This window comes from Nocardia brasiliensis IFM 10847 (assembly GCF_000710915.1).
Taxonomy (GTDB): domain Bacteria; phylum Actinomycetota; class Actinomycetes; order Mycobacteriales; family Mycobacteriaceae; genus Nocardia; species Nocardia brasiliensis_A.
Map to the genome: position 1 here is coordinate 149,951 of NZ_BAUA01000044.1, position 16,725 is coordinate 166,675.

Annotated in this window: 20 protein-coding genes; 12 read left to right on the forward strand and 8 right to left on the reverse strand. The window is 67.9% G+C overall.

Annotation, left to right across the window (positions count from 1 at the left end; genetic code table 11):
* Positions 1 to 30: 30 nt before the first annotated feature.
* Both cmrA and NBRGI_RS09330 read right to left on the reverse strand, forming a co-directional pair.
* Positions 31 to 834, reverse strand: a complete 804-nt coding sequence (gene cmrA, locus NBRGI_RS09325) for a mycolate reductase (protein ID WP_029894545.1) — start codon at positions 832 to 834, stop codon at positions 31 to 33.
* A 61-nt stretch (positions 835 to 895) separates the two neighbouring features.
* Positions 896 to 2,260: an MFS transporter gene (locus NBRGI_RS09330; RefSeq protein WP_370627705.1), complete on the reverse strand. Its 1,365-nt coding sequence runs from the start codon at positions 2,258 to 2,260 to the stop codon at positions 896 to 898.
* Positions 2,261 to 2,430: 170 nt separating this feature from the next.
* Between NBRGI_RS09330 and NBRGI_RS09335 the strand changes: the two genes are divergently transcribed.
* The 4 genes from NBRGI_RS09335 to NBRGI_RS09350 all read left to right on the forward strand — a co-directional run bounded on the left by NBRGI_RS09335 (position 2,431) and on the right by NBRGI_RS09350 (position 5,802).
* Positions 2,431 to 2,988 carry a PadR family transcriptional regulator gene (locus NBRGI_RS09335; RefSeq protein ID WP_029894549.1) on the forward strand — a complete coding sequence of 186 codons (558 nt, stop codon included), beginning with the start codon at positions 2,431 to 2,433 and terminating at the stop codon, positions 2,986 to 2,988.
* A 19-nt stretch (positions 2,989 to 3,007) separates the two neighbouring features.
* Entirely contained in the window at positions 3,008 to 5,038 is a 2,031-nt protein-coding gene (locus NBRGI_RS09340; protein WP_029894551.1) for an NADPH-dependent 2,4-dienoyl-CoA reductase, read from the forward strand.
* Between the two features lie 115 nt (positions 5,039 to 5,153).
* The gene (locus tag NBRGI_RS09345) at positions 5,154 to 5,414 is read left to right on the forward strand and encodes a hypothetical protein (protein ID WP_029894553.1); all 261 of its coding nucleotides are present in this window, start codon (positions 5,154 to 5,156) and stop codon (positions 5,412 to 5,414) included.
* Between the two features lie 178 nt (positions 5,415 to 5,592).
* Positions 5,593 to 5,802: a hypothetical protein gene (locus NBRGI_RS09350; protein ID WP_029894555.1), complete on the forward strand. Its 210-nt coding sequence runs from the start codon at positions 5,593 to 5,595 to the stop codon at positions 5,800 to 5,802.
* Positions 5,803 to 5,827: 25 nt separating this feature from the next.
* Here NBRGI_RS09350 and NBRGI_RS09355 read toward each other — a convergent pair whose 3' ends face one another.
* The 3 genes from NBRGI_RS09355 to NBRGI_RS47350 all read right to left on the reverse strand — a co-directional run bounded on the left by NBRGI_RS09355 (position 5,828) and on the right by NBRGI_RS47350 (position 7,002).
* The gene (locus tag NBRGI_RS09355; protein ID WP_029894557.1) at positions 5,828 to 6,163 is read right to left on the reverse strand and encodes a YnfA family protein; all 336 of its coding nucleotides are present in this window, start codon (positions 6,161 to 6,163) and stop codon (positions 5,828 to 5,830) included.
* A 63-nt stretch (positions 6,164 to 6,226) separates the two neighbouring features.
* On the reverse strand, positions 6,227 to 6,640 hold the full coding sequence (locus tag NBRGI_RS47345; RefSeq protein WP_029894559.1) for a MerR family transcriptional regulator: 414 nt from the start codon (positions 6,638 to 6,640) through the stop codon (positions 6,227 to 6,229).
* Positions 6,637 to 7,002 (reverse strand): hypothetical protein, encoded by a 366-nt coding sequence (locus NBRGI_RS47350; protein WP_029894561.1) that lies wholly within the window; start codon positions 7,000 to 7,002, stop codon positions 6,637 to 6,639. The genes NBRGI_RS47345 and NBRGI_RS47350 overlap by 4 nt, the downstream gene beginning before the upstream one ends.
* Positions 7,003 to 7,292: 290 nt before the next feature.
* Here NBRGI_RS47350 and thrS point away from each other — a divergent pair, with 290 nt between their 5' ends.
* The 5 genes from thrS (at position 7,293) to NBRGI_RS09390 (ending at position 11,817) form a co-directional block, all read left to right on the forward strand.
* The gene (gene thrS / locus NBRGI_RS09370) at positions 7,293 to 8,510 is read left to right on the forward strand and encodes a threonine--tRNA ligase (protein WP_029894563.1); all 1,218 of its coding nucleotides are present in this window, start codon (positions 7,293 to 7,295) and stop codon (positions 8,508 to 8,510) included.
* 92 nt (positions 8,511 to 8,602) lie between these two features.
* A complete protein-coding gene (locus tag NBRGI_RS09375; protein ID WP_029894565.1) occupies positions 8,603 to 9,247 on the forward strand; it encodes a glyoxalase in 645 nt (214 codons plus the stop codon).
* Positions 9,248 to 9,266: 19 nt separating this feature from the next.
* Entirely contained in the window at positions 9,267 to 10,232 is a 966-nt protein-coding gene (locus NBRGI_RS09380) for an ADP-ribosylglycohydrolase family protein (protein ID WP_162836664.1), read from the forward strand.
* Between the two features lie 139 nt (positions 10,233 to 10,371).
* On the forward strand, positions 10,372 to 11,214 hold the full coding sequence (gene merB / locus NBRGI_RS09385) for an alkylmercury lyase family protein (protein ID WP_029894569.1): 843 nt from the start codon (positions 10,372 to 10,374) through the stop codon (positions 11,212 to 11,214).
* A 75-nt stretch (positions 11,215 to 11,289) separates the two neighbouring features.
* Positions 11,290 to 11,817 carry a DinB family protein gene (locus NBRGI_RS09390; RefSeq protein ID WP_029894571.1) on the forward strand — a complete coding sequence of 176 codons (528 nt, stop codon included), beginning with the start codon at positions 11,290 to 11,292 and terminating at the stop codon, positions 11,815 to 11,817.
* A 27-nt stretch (positions 11,818 to 11,844) separates the two neighbouring features.
* On the opposite strand, the gene NBRGI_RS09395 is transcribed toward NBRGI_RS09390, so the two are convergent.
* Entirely contained in the window at positions 11,845 to 12,453 is a 609-nt protein-coding gene (locus tag NBRGI_RS09395; RefSeq protein ID WP_029894573.1) for a TetR/AcrR family transcriptional regulator, read from the reverse strand.
* 102 nt (positions 12,454 to 12,555) lie between these two features.
* On the opposite strand from NBRGI_RS09395, the gene NBRGI_RS09400 reads away from it, so the two are divergent.
* Positions 12,556 to 12,951, forward strand: coding sequence for a nuclear transport factor 2 family protein (locus NBRGI_RS09400; RefSeq protein ID WP_029894575.1), 396 nt, complete (start codon positions 12,556 to 12,558; stop codon positions 12,949 to 12,951).
* A gap of 246 nt (positions 12,952 to 13,197) precedes the next feature.
* Positions 13,198 to 14,922, forward strand: coding sequence for a flavin monoamine oxidase family protein (locus tag NBRGI_RS09405; protein WP_235210896.1), 1,725 nt, complete (start codon positions 13,198 to 13,200; stop codon positions 14,920 to 14,922).
* A gap of 16 nt (positions 14,923 to 14,938) precedes the next feature.
* Here NBRGI_RS09405 and NBRGI_RS09410 read toward each other — a convergent pair whose 3' ends face one another.
* A complete protein-coding gene (locus NBRGI_RS09410) occupies positions 14,939 to 15,358 on the reverse strand; it encodes a nitroreductase family deazaflavin-dependent oxidoreductase (RefSeq protein WP_029894578.1) in 420 nt (139 codons plus the stop codon).
* Positions 15,359 to 15,547: 189 nt separating this feature from the next.
* Here NBRGI_RS09410 and NBRGI_RS09415 point away from each other — a divergent pair, with 189 nt between their 5' ends.
* Positions 15,548 to 15,964 (forward strand): nuclear transport factor 2 family protein, encoded by a 417-nt coding sequence (locus NBRGI_RS09415; protein WP_029894580.1) that lies wholly within the window; start codon positions 15,548 to 15,550, stop codon positions 15,962 to 15,964.
* A 29-nt stretch (positions 15,965 to 15,993) separates the two neighbouring features.
* On the opposite strand, the gene NBRGI_RS09420 is transcribed toward NBRGI_RS09415, so the two are convergent.
* Entirely contained in the window at positions 15,994 to 16,614 is a 621-nt protein-coding gene (locus NBRGI_RS09420) for a TetR family transcriptional regulator (protein ID WP_029894582.1), read from the reverse strand.
* Positions 16,615 to 16,725: the final 111 nt, after the last annotated feature.

The following is a 16,725-nucleotide window of genomic DNA, read 5'->3' on the forward strand; positions in this document are numbered from 1 at the left end:
GGAACCTTGACCAGGCCCGTGACCGCGGTCTCAGCCGCCCAGCTTCCGGTAGAACGCGCCGGCGATCGGGGCGGTGACCGCGCGCGGCCCGTACTGCCCCGCGACGCTCATTCCCTTGCTGATCAGCCCCGGCACGACGCGCATCTTGTTGCGGGCGAGCGCGTCGATGGACACCTTCGCGGTGTACTCCGAGGAAACCCACATGAAGTCGGGCACGAGCCGGTCCACGATCGACGCCTCGGCGGGATCGGGCGTTTCGGTGCGCACCGGGCCGGGCGCGAGCAGAGTGACATGCACGCCGGAATCCTTCAGCTCACCGCGCAGCGACTCGCAGAAGGTGTTGGCGAAGGCCTTGCTCGCGGCGTAGGTCGCGTTGTTCGGGATCGGCATGTTCCCCGCGGCCGAGCCGCTGATCAGGACGCCGCCGGCGCCGCGTGCGATCATGCCGGGCAGCACCGCGAGCGTGAGGTCGTGCACCGCAACGGCATTCAGTTCCATCTGCGCCCGCTCGTAGGCGAGATCGAGTTCGGCGACCGCGCCGAAGGTGGCGATCCCGGCGTTGTTGCACAGGATCGCGATATCGCGCGCGCCGAGTTCCTCGACCAGTGCGCCGCGTTGCGTGCGGTCGGCCAGGTCGACCGCACGCACCTCGGCGGTGATGCCGTGCGCCAGCGTCAGCCGCTGCGCGAGCTCGGTGAGCACCTCACCACGCCGGGCGACCAGGATCAGCGAGTAGCCGCGGGCGGCGAGGTCGGCGGCCAGCGCGGTGCCGATGCCGGAGGAGGCGCCGGTGACGACGGCGCGGTTCTCGGAAGTGGGGGAGGGCAGGCTCACGCCAGGAGCCTAAGCGATGTTTCGGGACGGCGAGGCGGGCGGTCGGTCGAGACCCGGTCGGCTACTTCAGTTTGCCGACCGGACCTGTCTGCACGTCCGTCGGCGCGGGCGAGCGAACCGGCAGCAGCGCGCCGAGCCCGAGCGCGAGCACGAGGACGAGCCCGACGATGCCCGCTCGGTCGGTGTCGAACAGGATCGTGAACAGGGCGAACGAGAGCGGTGCGAGGAACGACACCGCGCGCCCGGTGGTGGTGTAGAGGCCGAAGATCTGACCCTCCCGGCCCGGCGGGGCCAGGCGGGCGAGGAAGGATCGGGACGCGGACTGCGCCGGGCCGACGAACACGGTGAGCAGCAGCCCGAAGATCCAGAACATCAGCGGGCCGGACACCACCAGCAGCGCGAGGCCGCACACGATCATCGACACCAGCGAGACCACGATCACGCGTTTCGGCCCGCCCCGGTCGTCGAGCCGTCCCGCGACGATCGCGCCCAGGGCCGCAACCACATTGGCGGCGATGCCGAACAGCAGCACGTCGGCCTCGGCGATGTCGTACACCCGGACCGCGAGCACCGCACCGAAAGTGAAGACGCCCGCCAGTCCGTCGCGGAAGACCGCGCTGGCCAACAGGAACCAGACGATGCGCTGATCGACCCGCCACAGCTCACCCAGATCCCGGAACAGCACCTTGTACGACGCGAAGAAACCGGCGTTCGCGGCGCCGGGATCGGCGTCGGTGCGCGGTAATTCGGGAACGGTGAACAGCACTGGCAGCGCGAACGCCGCGAACCAGACCGCCGCGACGACGGCGACCAACCGGATGTTGAGTCCGTCGTCGGTGGGGATGCCGAGCAGCCCGCGATTGTCGCCGTCACCGGAGATGAAACCGAAGTAACAGATCAGCAGCAGGAAGATGCCGCCGAAATAGCCCATGGCCCAGCCGAATCCGGAGACGCGCCCGACGTTGTCCGGCGTGGACACCTGGCGCAGCATCGCGTTGTAGGGCACGCTGGCCAGCTCGAAGAAGGCGGAGCCGAGGCCGAGTAACAGCAGGCCGTACCCCAGATAGTGGTAGTCGTCGTGCACGAAGAACAGCAGTGTCATCGACGCGATGCAGAGCCCGGTCAAGAAGGCGAGGGAGCGTTTGCGTTTCGCCGACGCGTCGAACCGCTGCCCGAAGATCGGCGCGGTCAGCGCCACCAGCAGCCCTGCGGCGCCGAGGGTCAAGCCGAGCCAGGTGCTCGACGAAAAGGGGCCGGGTAGATCGTCACCGACCTTGTCGGTCAGGTACACGGAGAAGACGAAGGTGAGGATCACGGCGTTGAAGGCGGACGATCCCCAGTCCCAGAATCCCCACGCCACCACCTGTGCGCGCCCGGCGGCCTGTCCGACAGTCGCTCGCGCGTTCACCTCGGTCATGCCGCGCAGCCTATCCGCCGCGGGCCGCCGCCGGTGGCCGACGAAGCGGCCTGCGCGCTGATTTGATACCGGGGTGCTACGCGCGTGCCGCGGGTCTCGTTCCGGCGAGTTACCGGCACGGTAGCCGAACGTTATGCACTCAGTTGCATAGTACTGGGTGTTACGGCTAATCTGACGCCATGGCCCTCGAGCATGCGCTGCTGGTATCGCTGACCGAGCGGGCCGGCTCGGGATACGAGCTGGCGCGCCGCTTCGAGAAGTCCATCGGCTACTTCTGGAGCGCCACCCATCAGCAGATCTACCGGGTGCTCAAGCGCATGGAAGAGTCGGGCTGGCTGAACAGTGAGTCCGTGGTCCAGGAGGGCAGGCCGGACAAGAAGGTGTACTCGGTGAGCGCCGCCGGCCGCACCGAGCTGGCTCGCTGGATCGCCGAACCCTCCGATACCGGCACCCCGCGCAACGAGCTCGCGATCAAGATCCGCGCCGCCGCCTACGGTGACATCACCGCGCTGTGCGCCGAGGTCGCCCGCCACCGTGACCAGCACGCCCAGCGCCTCGAGGTGTACCGCCTCATCGAAAAACGCGACTTTCCGGTCCCGGATCAGCTCTCCGGGACGGCTCTGCACCAGTTCCTCGTCTTGCGCGCGGGCATCCGCGTGGAGACGGGGTTCATCGAATGGTGCGACGAAGTTCTGCAAGCCCTGCGCCCGAGTGCGACAGCCCCGCACCCGGATTGACCGAAAGCGAGACGCGCCGATGAGTTCCTTCCCGCACCTTTTCGAGCCCTTGGACCTCGGCTTCACCACCTTGCGCAATCGCGTGGTGATGGGGTCGATGCACACCGGCCTGGAGGACCGTGCCTGGGATACCAACAAGCTGGCCGCCTATTTCGCCGAACGCGCCCGCGGCGGTGTCGGCCTGATCATCACCGGCGGTTACGCGCCCAACCGCACCGGCTGGCTGCTGCCCTTCGGTTCCAAGCTGACCAACAAGACCGAGGCCTACCGGCATCGGGTGATCACCAAGGCGGTGCACAAGGAGGGCGGCAAGATCGCCATCCAGATCCTGCACGCGGGCCGCTACTCCTATGTGCCGGGCAGCGTTTCCGCGTCCTCGATCAAAGCGCCGATCAACCCCTTCCGTCCGCGCAAGCTGTCGTCCAAAGGGATCGAGAGCACCATCGACGACTATGTGCGCTGCGCGCGGCTGGCCCAATTCGCCGGCTACGACGGCTGTGAAATCATGGGCGGTGAAGGCTATTTCATCAACCAGTTCCTCGCGCCGCGCACCAACAAGCGCACCGACAAGTGGGGCGGATCGGCAGAGAACCGCCGCCGGATCGCGGTGGAGATCGTGCGTCGCACCCGCGCCGCGGTCGGTCCGAAGTTCATCATCGTGTTCCGGCTCTCGATGGCCGAGCTGGTCGAGAAGGGGCAGACCTTCGAGGAGATCGTCGCGCTGGCCAAGGAATTGGCGGCCGCGGGCGCGAATATCCTGAACACCGATATCGGCTGGCACGAGGCGCGGGTGCCGACCATCGTGACCTCGGTGCCGCGGGCGGCCTTCGTCGAGTTCACCGCGAAGATCACCAAGCAGGTCGACATTCCGGTCTGCGCGTCGAACCGGATCAACATGCCCGAGATCGCCGAGGAGATCCTCACTCGCGGTGACGCGCAACTGGTTTCGCTGGCCCGCCCGTTCCTCACCGATCCGGAGTGGGTGAACAAGGCCAAGCAGGACCGGATCGACGAGATCAACACCTGCATCGCCTGCAACCAGGCCTGCCTCGACCACGCGTTCCAGCGCAAGACCGTGTCCTGTCTGTTGAATCCACGGGCGGGTCACGAGACCGAGCTTCAGCTGCTGCCCACCCGCCGCACCAAGCGGATCGCGGTGGTCGGCGCCGGACCGGCCGGGCTGTCCGCCGCGGTCAACCTGGCCGAGCGCGGTCATCGCGTCGATCTGTTCGAAGCCGACGACAAGATCGGCGGCCAGTTCGACATCGCTCGCCGCATCCCCGGCAAGGAAGAGTTCGACGAGTCCATCCGCTACTACCGGCGTAAGCTCGAAATCACCGGCGTGACAGTGCATTTGAACAAGCGCGTGAGTGCGCCCGAACTCATCGCAGGCCGCTACGACGAGGTGGTGCTCGCCACCGGCGTCAAGCCGCGCATCCCGAACATCCCGGGTATCGACCATCCGATGGTGCTGTCCTATGCCGAACTCGTCCGGGAGGAGCGGCCGGTCGGCAAGCGCGTCGCGGTGATCGGCGCCGGCGGCATCGGTTACGACGTGAGCGAATTCCTCACCGTCGAAGGCCATCCCACGCTGAAGCTCGACGAGTGGAAGCAGGAGTGGGGCGTCGACGCCGACAACGAGCAGGCCCCCGGTCAGCTCACCGAGCCCAAGCCCGCGCCCGCCGCGCGCGAAGTCGTGCTCCTGCAACGCAAGTCGACACCGTTCGGCAAGGATCTGGGTAAGACCACCGGGTGGGTGCACCGTGCTGCGCTGAAAGCCAAGGGCGTCGACCACATCGGCGGGGTCAACTACGAGCGCATCGACGACCACGGCCTGCACATCAGCTTCGGCGAGAAACGGCAACGCCCCCAGCTGATCCCGGTCGACAACGTCATCGTCTGCGCCGGCCAGGAATCCGTGCGCGACCTGGAGGACGAGCTGCGCGCCGCGGGTGTGAACCTGCACCTCATCGGCGGCGCCGAACTCGCCGCGGAGTTGGACGCCAAGCGGGCCATCGATCAGGGCACGCGGCTGGCAGCTCGGCTCTGAACCGACGCCAGACCTCGAATGTGACGTAGCTCATATTTGCGCTGTCGTGGAACCGGACGTGCCGACGCGCGTCTAAAGCCATGACAGGACAACAGCATTCGAGACAGGAATTGGTATGAGGCTGCGTACGGCCAGTGTCTTGGTTTTCGCCGCGATCATGGGGTCGGGGCTGCTCGCCGCCGGCTCGGCGACGGCAAGCCCCATCGGGCTCGGCGGATTCGGTTCGGTCCAGGGCGCCACGCCGCCCGAGGGGTGCGTGCCCCCGCCGCTGGGGTCGGACGGCAAGCCGTTGCCGCCGCCGGTCGGCCCCGATGGCAAGCCGTTGCCGCCGCCGTCCGACCTCGACGGCAAGCCCTGCCCGCCGCCCGGCCGGTAGAAACGACCTTCGCCACCGCCCCGTCATCGCTCACCGGCGTTGCATTGTGCCGCATCCATCCGCGTCCGCTGCGCCGGTGAGCACCGCGAGTTGCTTCCTCGCGGGGCCGAGTGGGCGCTTGCGCCGGGACTCGGCTCGACGCCGTCGAGTGGGCGCCGATCCGGATTACTGTGGGGGCGTGGGGTTCTCCGATTACGCGCCAGGTGATGTCGTCTACTTTCCGGAGGGGCCGTTCAGCGGTGTCTGTGCGGTCGTCCGGGAAGTGGACGCGCGCAGCTCGACGTTGCGCATCGACTTCGGTGAGGGACTCGCGCACCGGGAAGGCGGCGTACTGCGGGAGCGGCGGCATCGGCTCACCGTGGGATTCGACGAAGTCGAGTTGGGGTAGGCCTTGTCCAGCCGTTCGCGACGGGTCAGGCGCCGCGGGGCACGTACATGATGACGGCGACGCCGAGCAGACAGATGAGGGCGCCGGTGAGATCCCAGCGGTCCGGCTCGAATCCGTCCAGCGCCATGCCCCACAGCAGCGAGCCCGCGACGAAGACGCCGCCGTACGCGGCGAGAATGCGGCCGAAGTCGGCGTCAGGTTGCAGGGTCGCGACGAAGCCGTAGCAGCCGAGGGCGAGTATCCCGGCGCCCGTCCACGCCAAGCCGCGGTGTTCGCGCACCCCCTGCCAGACCAGCCAGGCCCCGCCGATCTCGGCCACGGCGGCCAGCGCGAAGAGCAGGATCGAACGTAAGACGGTCATAGGCACGCAGCGTAGAAGATCAACCCGCGCCGTCCGGGCCGGCGCCGTGCCCTCACCTGCCGGTCACCGCGCGGTGTCGGCCGTGAAAGGTAATGGGCAGGAGGGGCTTTCGCTACAGACGAACAGATCGTCGCACCCTGCGGCGAGCATCGCGCGCAGCGTGTCGCGTACCTCGGTGAGCTCGGCGAGCTTCGCGTCGACCTCCGCGAGTTTGCCGGCGGTGCGCACTGGCAGGCCGGCCTCGCGGACGCGCCGGGGTGCGCTGCCGAGCAGCTGGGCGACCTCGTCGAGGCTGAACCCGAGTCGTTGCGCGGCCTTGATGATCCGCAAGATGGTCAGCGTCCGCTCGGGGTAGCGCCGGTGCCCGCCCAGCGAACGATCGGGTCGGCCGAGCAGCCCGCGCCGCTCGTAATAGCGCAGGGTCTGCACGTTCACCCCTGCGGCCGCAGCGAGTTCGCCCGAACGCAGCCCGTTCACGAACCGCTCGCTTCGATCGCCTGGGCGGCGAGGCCGTCGAGCACGGCGACCCGCGCGGTGGGGACCTCGATGTCCATCCACACCGTGTCCGGATCGCGAGGCGTGAACGCGAAGGTGAAAAACGAGCAGCACCCGGATTCGCGCGCAGCGAGGTCCCGCGCTGTTTGCTCCGCGGCAGCGGCAACCGCCAACCGCAGCACATTCGGCGACGGCCGCTGCACGGTCCGCACCGCCGCGGCGAACAGTGCGGCGAACTCGGCCTCGCGTGCCGGCTGCGCGGCGGTGGGCAGCATGCATCCCCGCACCGGAGCCCAGCGTAACTCCACGGGCCCATCGCCTCGTTCGACTGGTTGTGCGGTCATTGCCTACCTCCCACACCGAAAGCGCCCGATCAGCGCCGCGTAATTCGATGCTAAGCCGGTACCCGGGTACCGGATGCAAGCCCGAATCCGAGCCGGCGGCCAGAGGGCAGCCCCCGGAAATCCCGTTGTTCCCCTTGCGTAGCGGGTGTACCGTCGCGCGCATGCAGCGCGCACTGTGCATCACGACGCCGGACGACGTCCCGGCGCGCTGACTCTTGTTCTGACAAAGCCCCGGGCGGATGCCCGGGGCTTTGCCGTGTGGTCATCCGCCCCTATTCGGAGGAGACCTCATGTACGACCATCGCAAACTCGGCCGGGAACTCGGCTTGTTCGACACCGACCCGTTGATCGGGGCCGGCCTGCCGTACTGGTTGCCCGACGGAGCGATCGTGCGCCAGTGTCTGGAGGATTACCTGCGCGGCGTGGAACGCCAGGCGGGCTACCAGCACGTGTATTCCCCGGCCCTGGGCAAGCGTGAGCTGTACGAAATATCCGGGCACTGGGCGCATTACCACGAAGACATGTATCCGCCGATGGACCTCGGCGGTGAGCAGGTCGTATTACGCCCCAGCCTGTGCCCGCATCACGCGCTGATCTACCGCTCCCGTTCGCACAGCTATCGCGAACTGCCGCTGCGCATGGCCGAACTCGGTGCGATGTACCGCTCCGAATTGTCGGGCGTGCTGGGCGGTTTGACCAGAGTACGAGGTATCCAGCTCAACGACGCGCATATCTTCTGCACCCTCGACCAAGTCGCCGACGAGGCCGCGGACGCCCTCGCGCTGATCGGGGCCGCGTATCGCGCGATGGGTCTCAGCGCGGTGCGCTACCGCTTGTCGCTACCTGGCCCAGGCGGCAAATACGTTGCGGCACCGGATATGTGGCTGCGGGCGAGCAAAATTCTGAGCGAGGTACTCGACCGGGCGGGTGTGCCGTACGACGCGGTCGAGGGTGAAGCCGCGTTCTACGGTCCGAAGATCGACGTCCAGGTGCACGACCACGCGGGCCGGGAGTCGACCCTGTCCACCGTGCAGGTCGACTTCTATCAACCCGATCAGTTCGATCTGCACTACGTCGGGCCAGACGGCGCGAAGCACCGACCGGTCATGGTGCACCGCAGCATCGTCGGCAGCGTCGAGCGCGCTGTCGCGCAGCTGATCGAAGAGCACGGCGGCGCGTTCCCGGCCTGGCTTGCTCCGAAACAGGTTGCCGTGCTGCCGATCTCGACTGCCGATGAACCCGCTGCGGCGCAGCTGCGCGATCGGTGTGCGCGGGCCGGTCTGCGCGCCGAGGTCCTCGGGGCCGAATCGGGCAGCCTGGCCGCGCGGGTGCGGGAAAGTCGTTCGGCACCATACCAATTCATTCTCGGCCCGAACGAGATCGCGCACGACGCGATCGCGGTACGGCTCCGGGACGGACGAAGACTGCCTGCGCAGTCCGCGGACGACGCGATCGCGCGCATCCGGGGGCTGGTGGACAGCCACGAGACCCGACTGTGGGCCGACTGATCGCCTGATCGGCGGGCCGGTGGCAGGCAGCAGCGTGAACCGATCAGGAATCGAGAAGCGCTGGTCACCGGCCCGCACCTAGCGTTATCGACATGAACATCACCACTGACCAGATCACCATCGACGCCGTCACCCTCGAGGTGACCGACCCCGCCGCGGCAGCGGAGTTCTACGCGGCCGCGTTCGGCCTCGGCGACAAGCTGCGGGTGCGTGCTTCGGACGCGCCGACCAGCGGATTCCGCGGTTTCATCCTCTCGCTGGTCGTCTCGCAGCCCAGTACTGTCGACAGCCTCGTCGGCAGCGCCGTGCAGGCGGGCGCGACGATCGTCAAGCCCGCGAAGAAGAGCTTCTGGGGCTACGGCGCGGTCGTGCAGGCCCCGGACGGTGCGATCTGGAAGATCGCGACCTCGGCGAAGAAGGACACCGGCCCGGCCACTCGGGAGATCGACGACTTCGTCGTGCTGTTCGGTGTGGACAACGTGAAGGCGACCAAGCAGTTCTACGCTGATCGCGGTCTGACGGTCGGCAAGAGTTTCGGCAGCAAGTACGTCGAGTTCGAGGCGCCGTCGGCGGCGATCAAGCTGGCGCTGTACGGGCGTAAGGCGGCGGCCAAAGATGCCGGTGTGGCCCCGGAGGGTTCCGGCTCGCATCGCATCGTCCTCGCGAGTGGGCTGGGCGCCTTCGCCGACCTCGACGGCTTCGAATGGGAGCCCACCCCGAGGCCCGCCGACCACTGAGCGCCTACCATCGGCCACGATGCACAGGGACTTGATGCTCGACTCGCTGGACGGGCTTTCGGTGGGGGACGCGCTGGGGTGGGAATTCCCCATCATGCGCCGCTCGATTCGCGATGTGCGCGCCGGCGAACTCGCCGGCGGGCCGTGGCGGTGGTCAGATGACACCGAAATGGCCTGCACGGTGGTCGACGAACTCGCCCGGCACGACCGGATCGACCAGGATCGGCTGGCTGCCGCGTTCGCCCGGCGCCTCGATCCGGCCCGCGACTACGGATTCCTCGCGATCGCGACGTTGCGCAGAATCGGCGAGGGCGTGCCGTGGCGGACCGCCGCCGGCGCCGCGTACGACCATCAGGGTTCGTGTGGCAACGGCGCGGCGATGCGAGTCGCCCCGCTCGGCGCCTACTACGCCGGCGACCCGGAACGGATTGTCGCCGAAGCGATCCGATCCGCCGAGGTGACCCATCTACATCCGGAAGGCGTCACCGGGGCGGTCGCGGTGGCACTGGCCGCCGGGCAAGCGGCGCAGGCGCGACTGACCGGGACCCGGCCTGCGCCAAGCGAATTCATCACTGCCGTAGTCAACCGACTGGACCACGGCGAAACCAGTGCGCTGATCCGCCATGCGCGCACCCTCCTTGGAACGTCCGTGGCGGTGGCCGCGGCCGAACTCGGCAACGGTTCGCAGGTCACCGCGCAGAATACAGTTCCGTTCACCCTGTGGGTCGCGGCGACGCACCTGGCCGACTACCCGAGCGCGATCACCGCTTGCCTTGCGGCGGACGGCGACATCGACACCACCGGTGCGATCGCGGGTGGCATCGTCGCCGCCTTCAGTGGCGTCGGCAGTCGCGCCCAGTCGATCGCGGGGGTGCCGCCGGTGTGGCTCGCGGCCCGCGAACCGTTGCCCGGCTGGTTCGATCCCGTCCGCGCGGTGCGGCGGCGCACGGGACGCTTGCGGAGCTGGTTCCCCGGCGCCTCCTGACGGTCTCGGCACCTGCACGAAACTCGTGCTCGTTGACTTTTCGGGTCACGGCTTCCATCATAATGTGAACAGTGATCGCAATGTGTTCACTGATTGCATAAGGTGCCCGGTGCGACCACGGCGTATCTCGGAGGCAGGAATGGCAGAGCTCACCGACCGCGCCCGCGATATTCGGCAGCGGATCATGACGCAGGTCCGGCGGGAGGGAAGGGCACCGACAATTGCCGAGCTCAGGGCCGAGTTCGCGCTGTCGGAGGCGGACCTCGCCGCGGACCTGCGCGACCTGGAAGGCGCCATCTGCGTGGCACGGCAGGACGCGGAGCACGCGGACAGTCCGGTGTTCCAGGATGAGCCGCTGGCGCGGCCGCAACCCGCGGTCGGGGAGATCGTCTACGCGCGTCCGTTCGCGACGTTCGAGAACCACTATCGGATCACCGTCGACGGCGTGCAGCGCTGGTTCGCCGAATGCGCCGTCGAGGCCTGCGCGATCTCGGGGCAGTTCCCCGGCGCGGAGGTCGTCGTCGAGTCGGTGTGCAGGCAGACCGGACAACCGGTGCGCCTGGTCGGACGCGACGGGGTGCTGCTGGACTACGCGCCCCGCACACTGCGGGTGCATCTGGGGTATCCACTGCGGGAGATGCCGCACCGGGTGGTCGGATGGTGTGACTACAACAGCTTTTTCGCGTCCGAGGAGGCCGCCGATCAGTGGCGCCGGGCGCATCCCGAGGTCAAGGGCGTCACCCGTGCCCCCGAGCAGATGGGCCGTCTCATCACCGAATTGCTCGGCAAGGGCAGGCTGGACTACGACTACCAGCCGGTCTTCCCGCTGCTGCCGCTCCTGCGCAACCTACGGCGGTTCGGCCTGGTGGGACTGACCCAGCGGGGCGTCCCTCGTCCCGAAACGTTCTGGTTCCCAACGCTTGCGATGGCCCGAGACTGGCGGCAGCGGTTGGGCGGCTTCTTGCGCTTCCGGCTCCGCTGAGGTCGGCTCTGCTGCACGGCGTCGAACATGCAAATCCATTGCCCTGGTCAGGTGGGGGTAGGCATGATTCGGCCCATGGATGTGTCGTCGCCTACCGTGCTGCGCTGGCAATTCGACCTGGTCTGGGCGCTGTTCGAATTCCATCTGGAGCAGCTGACCGAGGCCGAGATCCGCTGGGAGCCCGCGCAGCTGTGCTGGACGCTGCGAGCGGGAGCCGACGGGAGCTGGGTGCCGGACTGGGCCGAGGTCGAGCCCGATCCGATCCCGGTGCCGACCATCGCCTGGCTCAGCTGGCATATCGGCTGGTGGTGGAGTGTGACCATGGATCATCTGGCGGGTCGGGTGCCCCGGGAGCGGCACGAGATCGAGTGGCCGGGTGACCAAGCCGTCGTCGCATGGCTGCGCGGCTTGCGGGCCGAGTGGTCGCGCACGTTGGATCGAATCTCCGACGCGGATCTCCTTGCCCCGGCGACGTTTCCGTGGTCCGGCGAGGACGGCAAGTCCGTCGCGCACACCCTCGCCTGGGTGAACGCCGAACTGATGAAGAACGCCGCCGAGATCGGGCAGTTGCGTCTGCTGCATGCGGTGCGCAACGGTCAGTGAGGCAAGCGGTTTCGGGCTGGGCCCGGTCTAAGCGTCGATTGTGAGGCCGGTGATCAACTGCTCGATCACCGCGCGAACCGCGGCGGTGTCTTCGGTGGATTCCGCTGAGTGCGCGAGGATTTGGGCCGCCTCGTCCAGGGCGCCGACGATGATCAATGCCAGTGGCCGTACGGGTTGGCGCCGAATGCGTCCCGCGGCGATGGCGCCCGCCAAGGCGTTTTCCACCCGGCCGATCGTGTGCCGCAACTCGATCTCGCGCCAGAGGTGCCAACCCAGCACCGCAGGGCCGTCCAGCAGTGCGATGCGCCGAACCTCGGGTGCGGTCGACGCGTCCAGCCAGGCCAGGCAGCCCACGATCAGGCCGGCGATCGGATCGTCGGACCGGGCCTCGGCCACCGCCGTGCCGATCACCTCGACCAGGCTGCGCTCGAGGTCTTCGAACACCGCCTCGAACAGTTCGCGCTTCTCGCTGAACTGGTGATAGAGCGCGCCGCGACTGACACCAGCGGCCTCGGCCACCGCGACGGTGCTCACCGCCCCATATCCGAACCGGCCGAACAGATCTCGCGCCGCACGGATCACCGCGGCGCGGGTGGCGGCCGAGCGTTCGGCCTGGGTTCGTCGATCAGCGTTCATGGCGACGTAGCAGTCTATCCACGCCGCCGCACCCCTTGACCGCGGCGGCCACCTTCGTGGAACATACAGTCATCCTGTTTGTATCTTAGAAGGATTCGGATCATGTCCGTTGGCACCAAGGATCTGTTCGAGCGCTACCACGCCTGCTGGGCTGATCGCGATCCCGACCGCATCGTCGAATTGCACACGCCCGACTCGATTTTCCATCTGCATTCCGGGGGCAAGCCCGCGCACGGACGGGCCGAGATCCGCGCCGCCGCCGCGGAGACTTTCGCCTTGGTCCCGGACCTGACCTTCCACCTGGTCAATCTGCGAGTCGGCGACGATTTCTGGGCGGTTCAGTGGAAGTTGTCGGGCACCTCGGTCACCGGCGCCGCCGTCGATGTGGACATCGCCGACGTGGTCTTCGTCGAGGACGGCGCGGTGCGCGAGAAGCACACCTACGTCGACGGCGTGGCGATGCGGGCCGCACTGGCCACCCCGGCCGGCAGCGCCTGACGAAGCCGAAACCCCGCCGCTGGACCACGTCTGGCGGCGGGGCAGACCGGCGGGTAGCCGGTGATCTCCACATGCATGCCCAGTACCTCACCCCTTGATCCGAACAGTCGTGAATCGCCCGCGCTACCGGCCGCGGCCGCGAGATCCGCTGGCCGCTGCGCGGTTTCGGGTACCGTCTGCGGCCGTCATGGCAAAGCCGGGGCTCTGCCCGCGCACCGGGGAGGATCGGGGATGTGGAACGGCGGGATGTCCCGACGGGGTCTGCTGGGTACCGCGCTGGCCGCGGGTGCGCTCGCTGCGTCGGCGTGCGCGCCCGCCGCCACCGTCGGCGAAAGCTCCCGTAGCGACTGGCTGGCCAGGCAACTGCTCGGGGTCGGCGCGGACGGGAACGATCTCACGTTGACGTATTTGAAGACCCTTGTCGACAACGGTCTGCCCGCGACGGAGCGGCGCAAGCGCATCATCGTCGTCGGCGCGGGTCCGGCGGGGTTGAGTGCCGCGAACCTGCTCGCCGCGGCCGGCCATCAGGTGACGGTGTTGGAGGCCAACGGAAATCGGGTCGGCGGCCGGGTCAAGACCTTTCGCGGTGTCTTCACCGATCCTGCCCTCTACGCCGAGGGCGGCGCGATGCGGCTGTCCAGCGCACAGCCGCTGGCGCTGGCGCTGGCCGACAAGTTCGGTCTGCCGCGCAGGCCGTTCTACAGCGCCGACGTGCACCCGGACACCCCTACACCGGCCACGCCGCCGGTTTGCTACCGCTCCTTCACCGGTGAGGAGTGGTCCAACGGGCCTGTAATGCGTTACGCGCCACCGGCTCCGGCGGGCCGCGGACTGATCAAGGTGAACGGAAGCGTGGTCTCGCGTAGCGCCTACGCCGCGAATCCTGGTGCGGTGCACGCGGGTTTCGGCTGTGCGCTGTACACGGCGAGTAACATCGCTCTCGATGCCGAACTGCGCAAAGATGTTGTGCAGCAGTCAGGTTCGATAGAGCGGCAGGTCGAAAGCTGGACCGGCTTACTGCATGCCTACGAAAACCATTCCCTGCGTGACTATCTGCGCGAGCAGGGTTGGCCGAAAGCGCGGATCGATGCGGTCGGGACGTTGGAGAACCTGACCGCACGGCTGGGGTACAGCGTCGTCTTCCCGCTGGTCGACCACAACTTGATCCCGGCAGGCGCCACCTACTGGGAACTGGCGGGCGGCATGTCGACGCTCACCGACGCGCTGGCCCGGCAGCTGGGACCGGCCGTCCTGCTGGGCAAGCGCATGACCGGGCTGGAGCAGACCGAGCACGGCGTGCGGATCCGGACCACCGCGGAGGCGGGCGACGAGGCCTCCGACGGATGGCCGATCGATCCGGTCGAGTCGTTCGAGGCGGACTACGCGATCGTGGCGATCCCGTTCAGCGCGGCGCGCTTCTGCACGTTCGACCCGCCGTTGAGTTACGCGAAGCGCCGGGCGATCATCGAACTACAGCACGACTCGGCGACAAAAGTCTTGCTGGAGTTCAAGAGTCGATTCTGGGAGCAGGGCCCGTCCGGTTTCCGCGGTGGACGCTGCGTCAGCGACTCACCGAACCGGTGCACCTATTTCCCGTCGCACGTAACGGATTCCGACGGCGGCGTCGTGCTGGCGTCCTACACGTTCGCCGAGGACGCGATGCGCTGGGATGCGCTCACCGAGGGAGAGCGCATCCATTTCGCCCTGGCCGGCATGCGCGAGCTGTTCGGCAGCCGCGTCGACGCCGAATTCACCGGTGTCGGGATAACCCAGAGCTGGGCGCGCGCCCGCTACGCGCTCGGCGAAGCGGCCATTCCGGCGCCCGGCCAGCTGCACGAGCATCATTTCGCCACTCGCTCGATCGAGGGCCGGGTGCACTTCGCCGGTGACCACACCAGCCTGAACACCGCGTGGATCGAAGGCGCGCTGGAAAGCGGTGTCCGCAGCGCCCTCGAAATCCACCGGCGCTGAGCCGCAACCGGTTTCGTCAGCTCGGCGCGATATCGGCGACGAACAGTCGCAGCCGCTTGCCCGTGATCGCGCGGACGAGCCCGGTCTCCATGCGCGGCACCAGCGGCAAGGGCGCGACGGTGCCGCTGTCGACGATGCGCGGGTTGACGAGCCGGATCGCCCGGCCGCCGCGGCGCAACTCGGCCTCGCCCGCGGCGAGTACGTTGCGCGCCCAGTCGGTGGTGCCGTGCCCGAGCACGATGCCCAGCCCGCCCTGGAAACCGAATGTGTTGACCGGCGTCTCGTAGCGTTTGCCGGATTTGCGTCCCCGGTGTTCGATCACCGCGAACGTCGGCAGGTAGCGCGATAGGCGACGGGCGACCGGGTTCATGTACCGGCTCTGCCAGCGGCCGAACCAGGTGGGAAAGAACTGCGGGCCACGATTTGCCTGGGTCATGCGTCCTCCGTGCACTTTCGGCCGCGAACGAACGGTGTGGGGGCGGCACCGTCGCAGTCGAGCTTAGAAAGCACGGGGCCCCGCCGCATCCGACTCAGGGTGGACCGGAGTGCACCATGGACTCGCAGCTCCGGTGACCTCGTCTGATTTCCGCCAGCATTTCGGCTCGGCCCTCGTAACGTCGACAGCGTGTCAGAGACCAGCAAGGCCATCGTGCAGCGTGCGTGGAAAGCGTTCGCCACCCACGACTTCGACCAGATCGCCGCGTTCTTCACCGAGGACGCGGAATGGCTCGCCCAGGCGAACAACGCGACCGCCGTCTTCCTGAACGGCCCGAGCCACATGGTCGGCCGCGACTTCATCGCCGACTTCATCGCCAACGGCTTTCCGAAGCTGTTCGCGAAGGACGTCTCGATCGTTTTCCGCGGTTTCTACGCCGACGGTGATCGGGTGACGGTGGAGGAGACCATGACCGCCACCCTCGCGAACGGGAACGCCTACGAGAACGACTACTGCTTCGTCTTCGAACTCCGCGACGGCCTGATCCATCGCGTGCGTGAGTACATGGACACCGCCCGCGGCCACCGCATGGTGTTCGCCGGCTGATTTCCGCATGCCGGGCGTGCGCGCCCGGCTCAGCGTTGCTTCGGCGGCCACCAGGCGCCCATGCCGAGGGCGATCAAGCGCATCTGTTGCACGGTGCGATCGACGAGCAGTTCTTGTTCGCGTGCCGGCGCCGAGATGTAGGCGGCGATGCCGTCGGAAACCGTGGCGACCAGCAGGTCGGCGGCGATTTCCAGGTCTGCGGGGGACCAGGAGTCCAGCGCGCGGATGCGGGAGAGGTCGGCGACGAGTTCCCGCACGATCAACTGGATCTCCAGCGCGATGGATTTGCGCAACGCCGCCGATCCGCCGTGGCGCTCCCTGGTGAGGAAGCCGAACAGTTCCCGCTTCGGGTCGACCTGCGCGAACACGAAGCGCACGGTGTCGGCGAGGCTGGCTTCGGGATTGCGCCGCACCTCACGCAGCGCGAGCCGCAGGGCGGTGATGCCGTCGTCGACCAATGTCGCGCCGAGATCGTCGAGCGAGGCGAAGTGCCGGTAGAAGGCCGTCGGCACGATGCCCGCGGAACGGGCGATCTCACGCAGGCTGAGCGCGGCGAAGCCCCGGTCGGCGGCCAACGCCAGAGTGCCGTCCATGAGGGCCTGTCGCGTGCGCTCCTTGCGCTCGCCTCGGGTTGCTGACTGCTCGCTCATCACGGTGAGCATACATCCGTTCACCATTCCACTTATCCAAAGATGTTGTTCGGGTCACATGTTTTGCCGGTTGACACCCGACCCCTGCTATCGGTCACACTAGTTGAGTGT

Bases quoted from the DNA above. Each gene is read 5' to 3' on its own strand.
- NBRGI_RS09335 (WP_029894549.1), top strand. From the start codon at position 2,431: ATGGCCCTCGAGCATGCGCTGCTGGTATCGCTGACCGAGCGGGCCGGC.
- NBRGI_RS09340 (WP_029894551.1), top strand. From the start codon at position 3,008: ATGAGTTCCTTCCCGCACCTTTTCGAGCCCTTGGACCTCGGCTTCACC.
- NBRGI_RS09345 (WP_029894553.1), top strand. From the start codon at position 5,154: ATGAGGCTGCGTACGGCCAGTGTCTTGGTTTTCGCCGCGATCATGGGG.
- NBRGI_RS09355 (WP_029894557.1), bottom strand. From the start codon at position 6,163: ATGACCGTCTTACGTTCGATCCTGCTCTTCGCGCTGGCCGCCGTGGCC.
- NBRGI_RS47350 (WP_029894561.1), bottom strand. From the start codon at position 7,002: ATGACCGCACAACCAGTCGAACGAGGCGATGGGCCCGTGGAGTTACGC.
- thrS (WP_029894563.1), top strand. From the start codon at position 7,293: ATGTACGACCATCGCAAACTCGGCCGGGAACTCGGCTTGTTCGACACC.
- NBRGI_RS09375 (WP_029894565.1), top strand. From the start codon at position 8,603: ATGAACATCACCACTGACCAGATCACCATCGACGCCGTCACCCTCGAG.
- NBRGI_RS09380 (WP_162836664.1), top strand. From the start codon at position 9,267: ATGCACAGGGACTTGATGCTCGACTCGCTGGACGGGCTTTCGGTGGGG.
- merB (WP_029894569.1), top strand. From the start codon at position 10,372: ATGGCAGAGCTCACCGACCGCGCCCGCGATATTCGGCAGCGGATCATG.
- NBRGI_RS09390 (WP_029894571.1), top strand. From the start codon at position 11,290: ATGGATGTGTCGTCGCCTACCGTGCTGCGCTGGCAATTCGACCTGGTC.
- NBRGI_RS09395 (WP_029894573.1), bottom strand. From the start codon at position 12,453: ATGAACGCTGATCGACGAACCCAGGCCGAACGCTCGGCCGCCACCCGC.
- NBRGI_RS09400 (WP_029894575.1), top strand. From the start codon at position 12,556: ATGTCCGTTGGCACCAAGGATCTGTTCGAGCGCTACCACGCCTGCTGG.
- NBRGI_RS09405 (WP_235210896.1), top strand. From the start codon at position 13,198: ATGTCCCGACGGGGTCTGCTGGGTACCGCGCTGGCCGCGGGTGCGCTC.
- NBRGI_RS09410 (WP_029894578.1), bottom strand. From the start codon at position 15,358: ATGACCCAGGCAAATCGTGGCCCGCAGTTCTTTCCCACCTGGTTCGGC.
- NBRGI_RS09420 (WP_029894582.1), bottom strand. From the start codon at position 16,614: ATGAGCGAGCAGTCAGCAACCCGAGGCGAGCGCAAGGAGCGCACGCGA.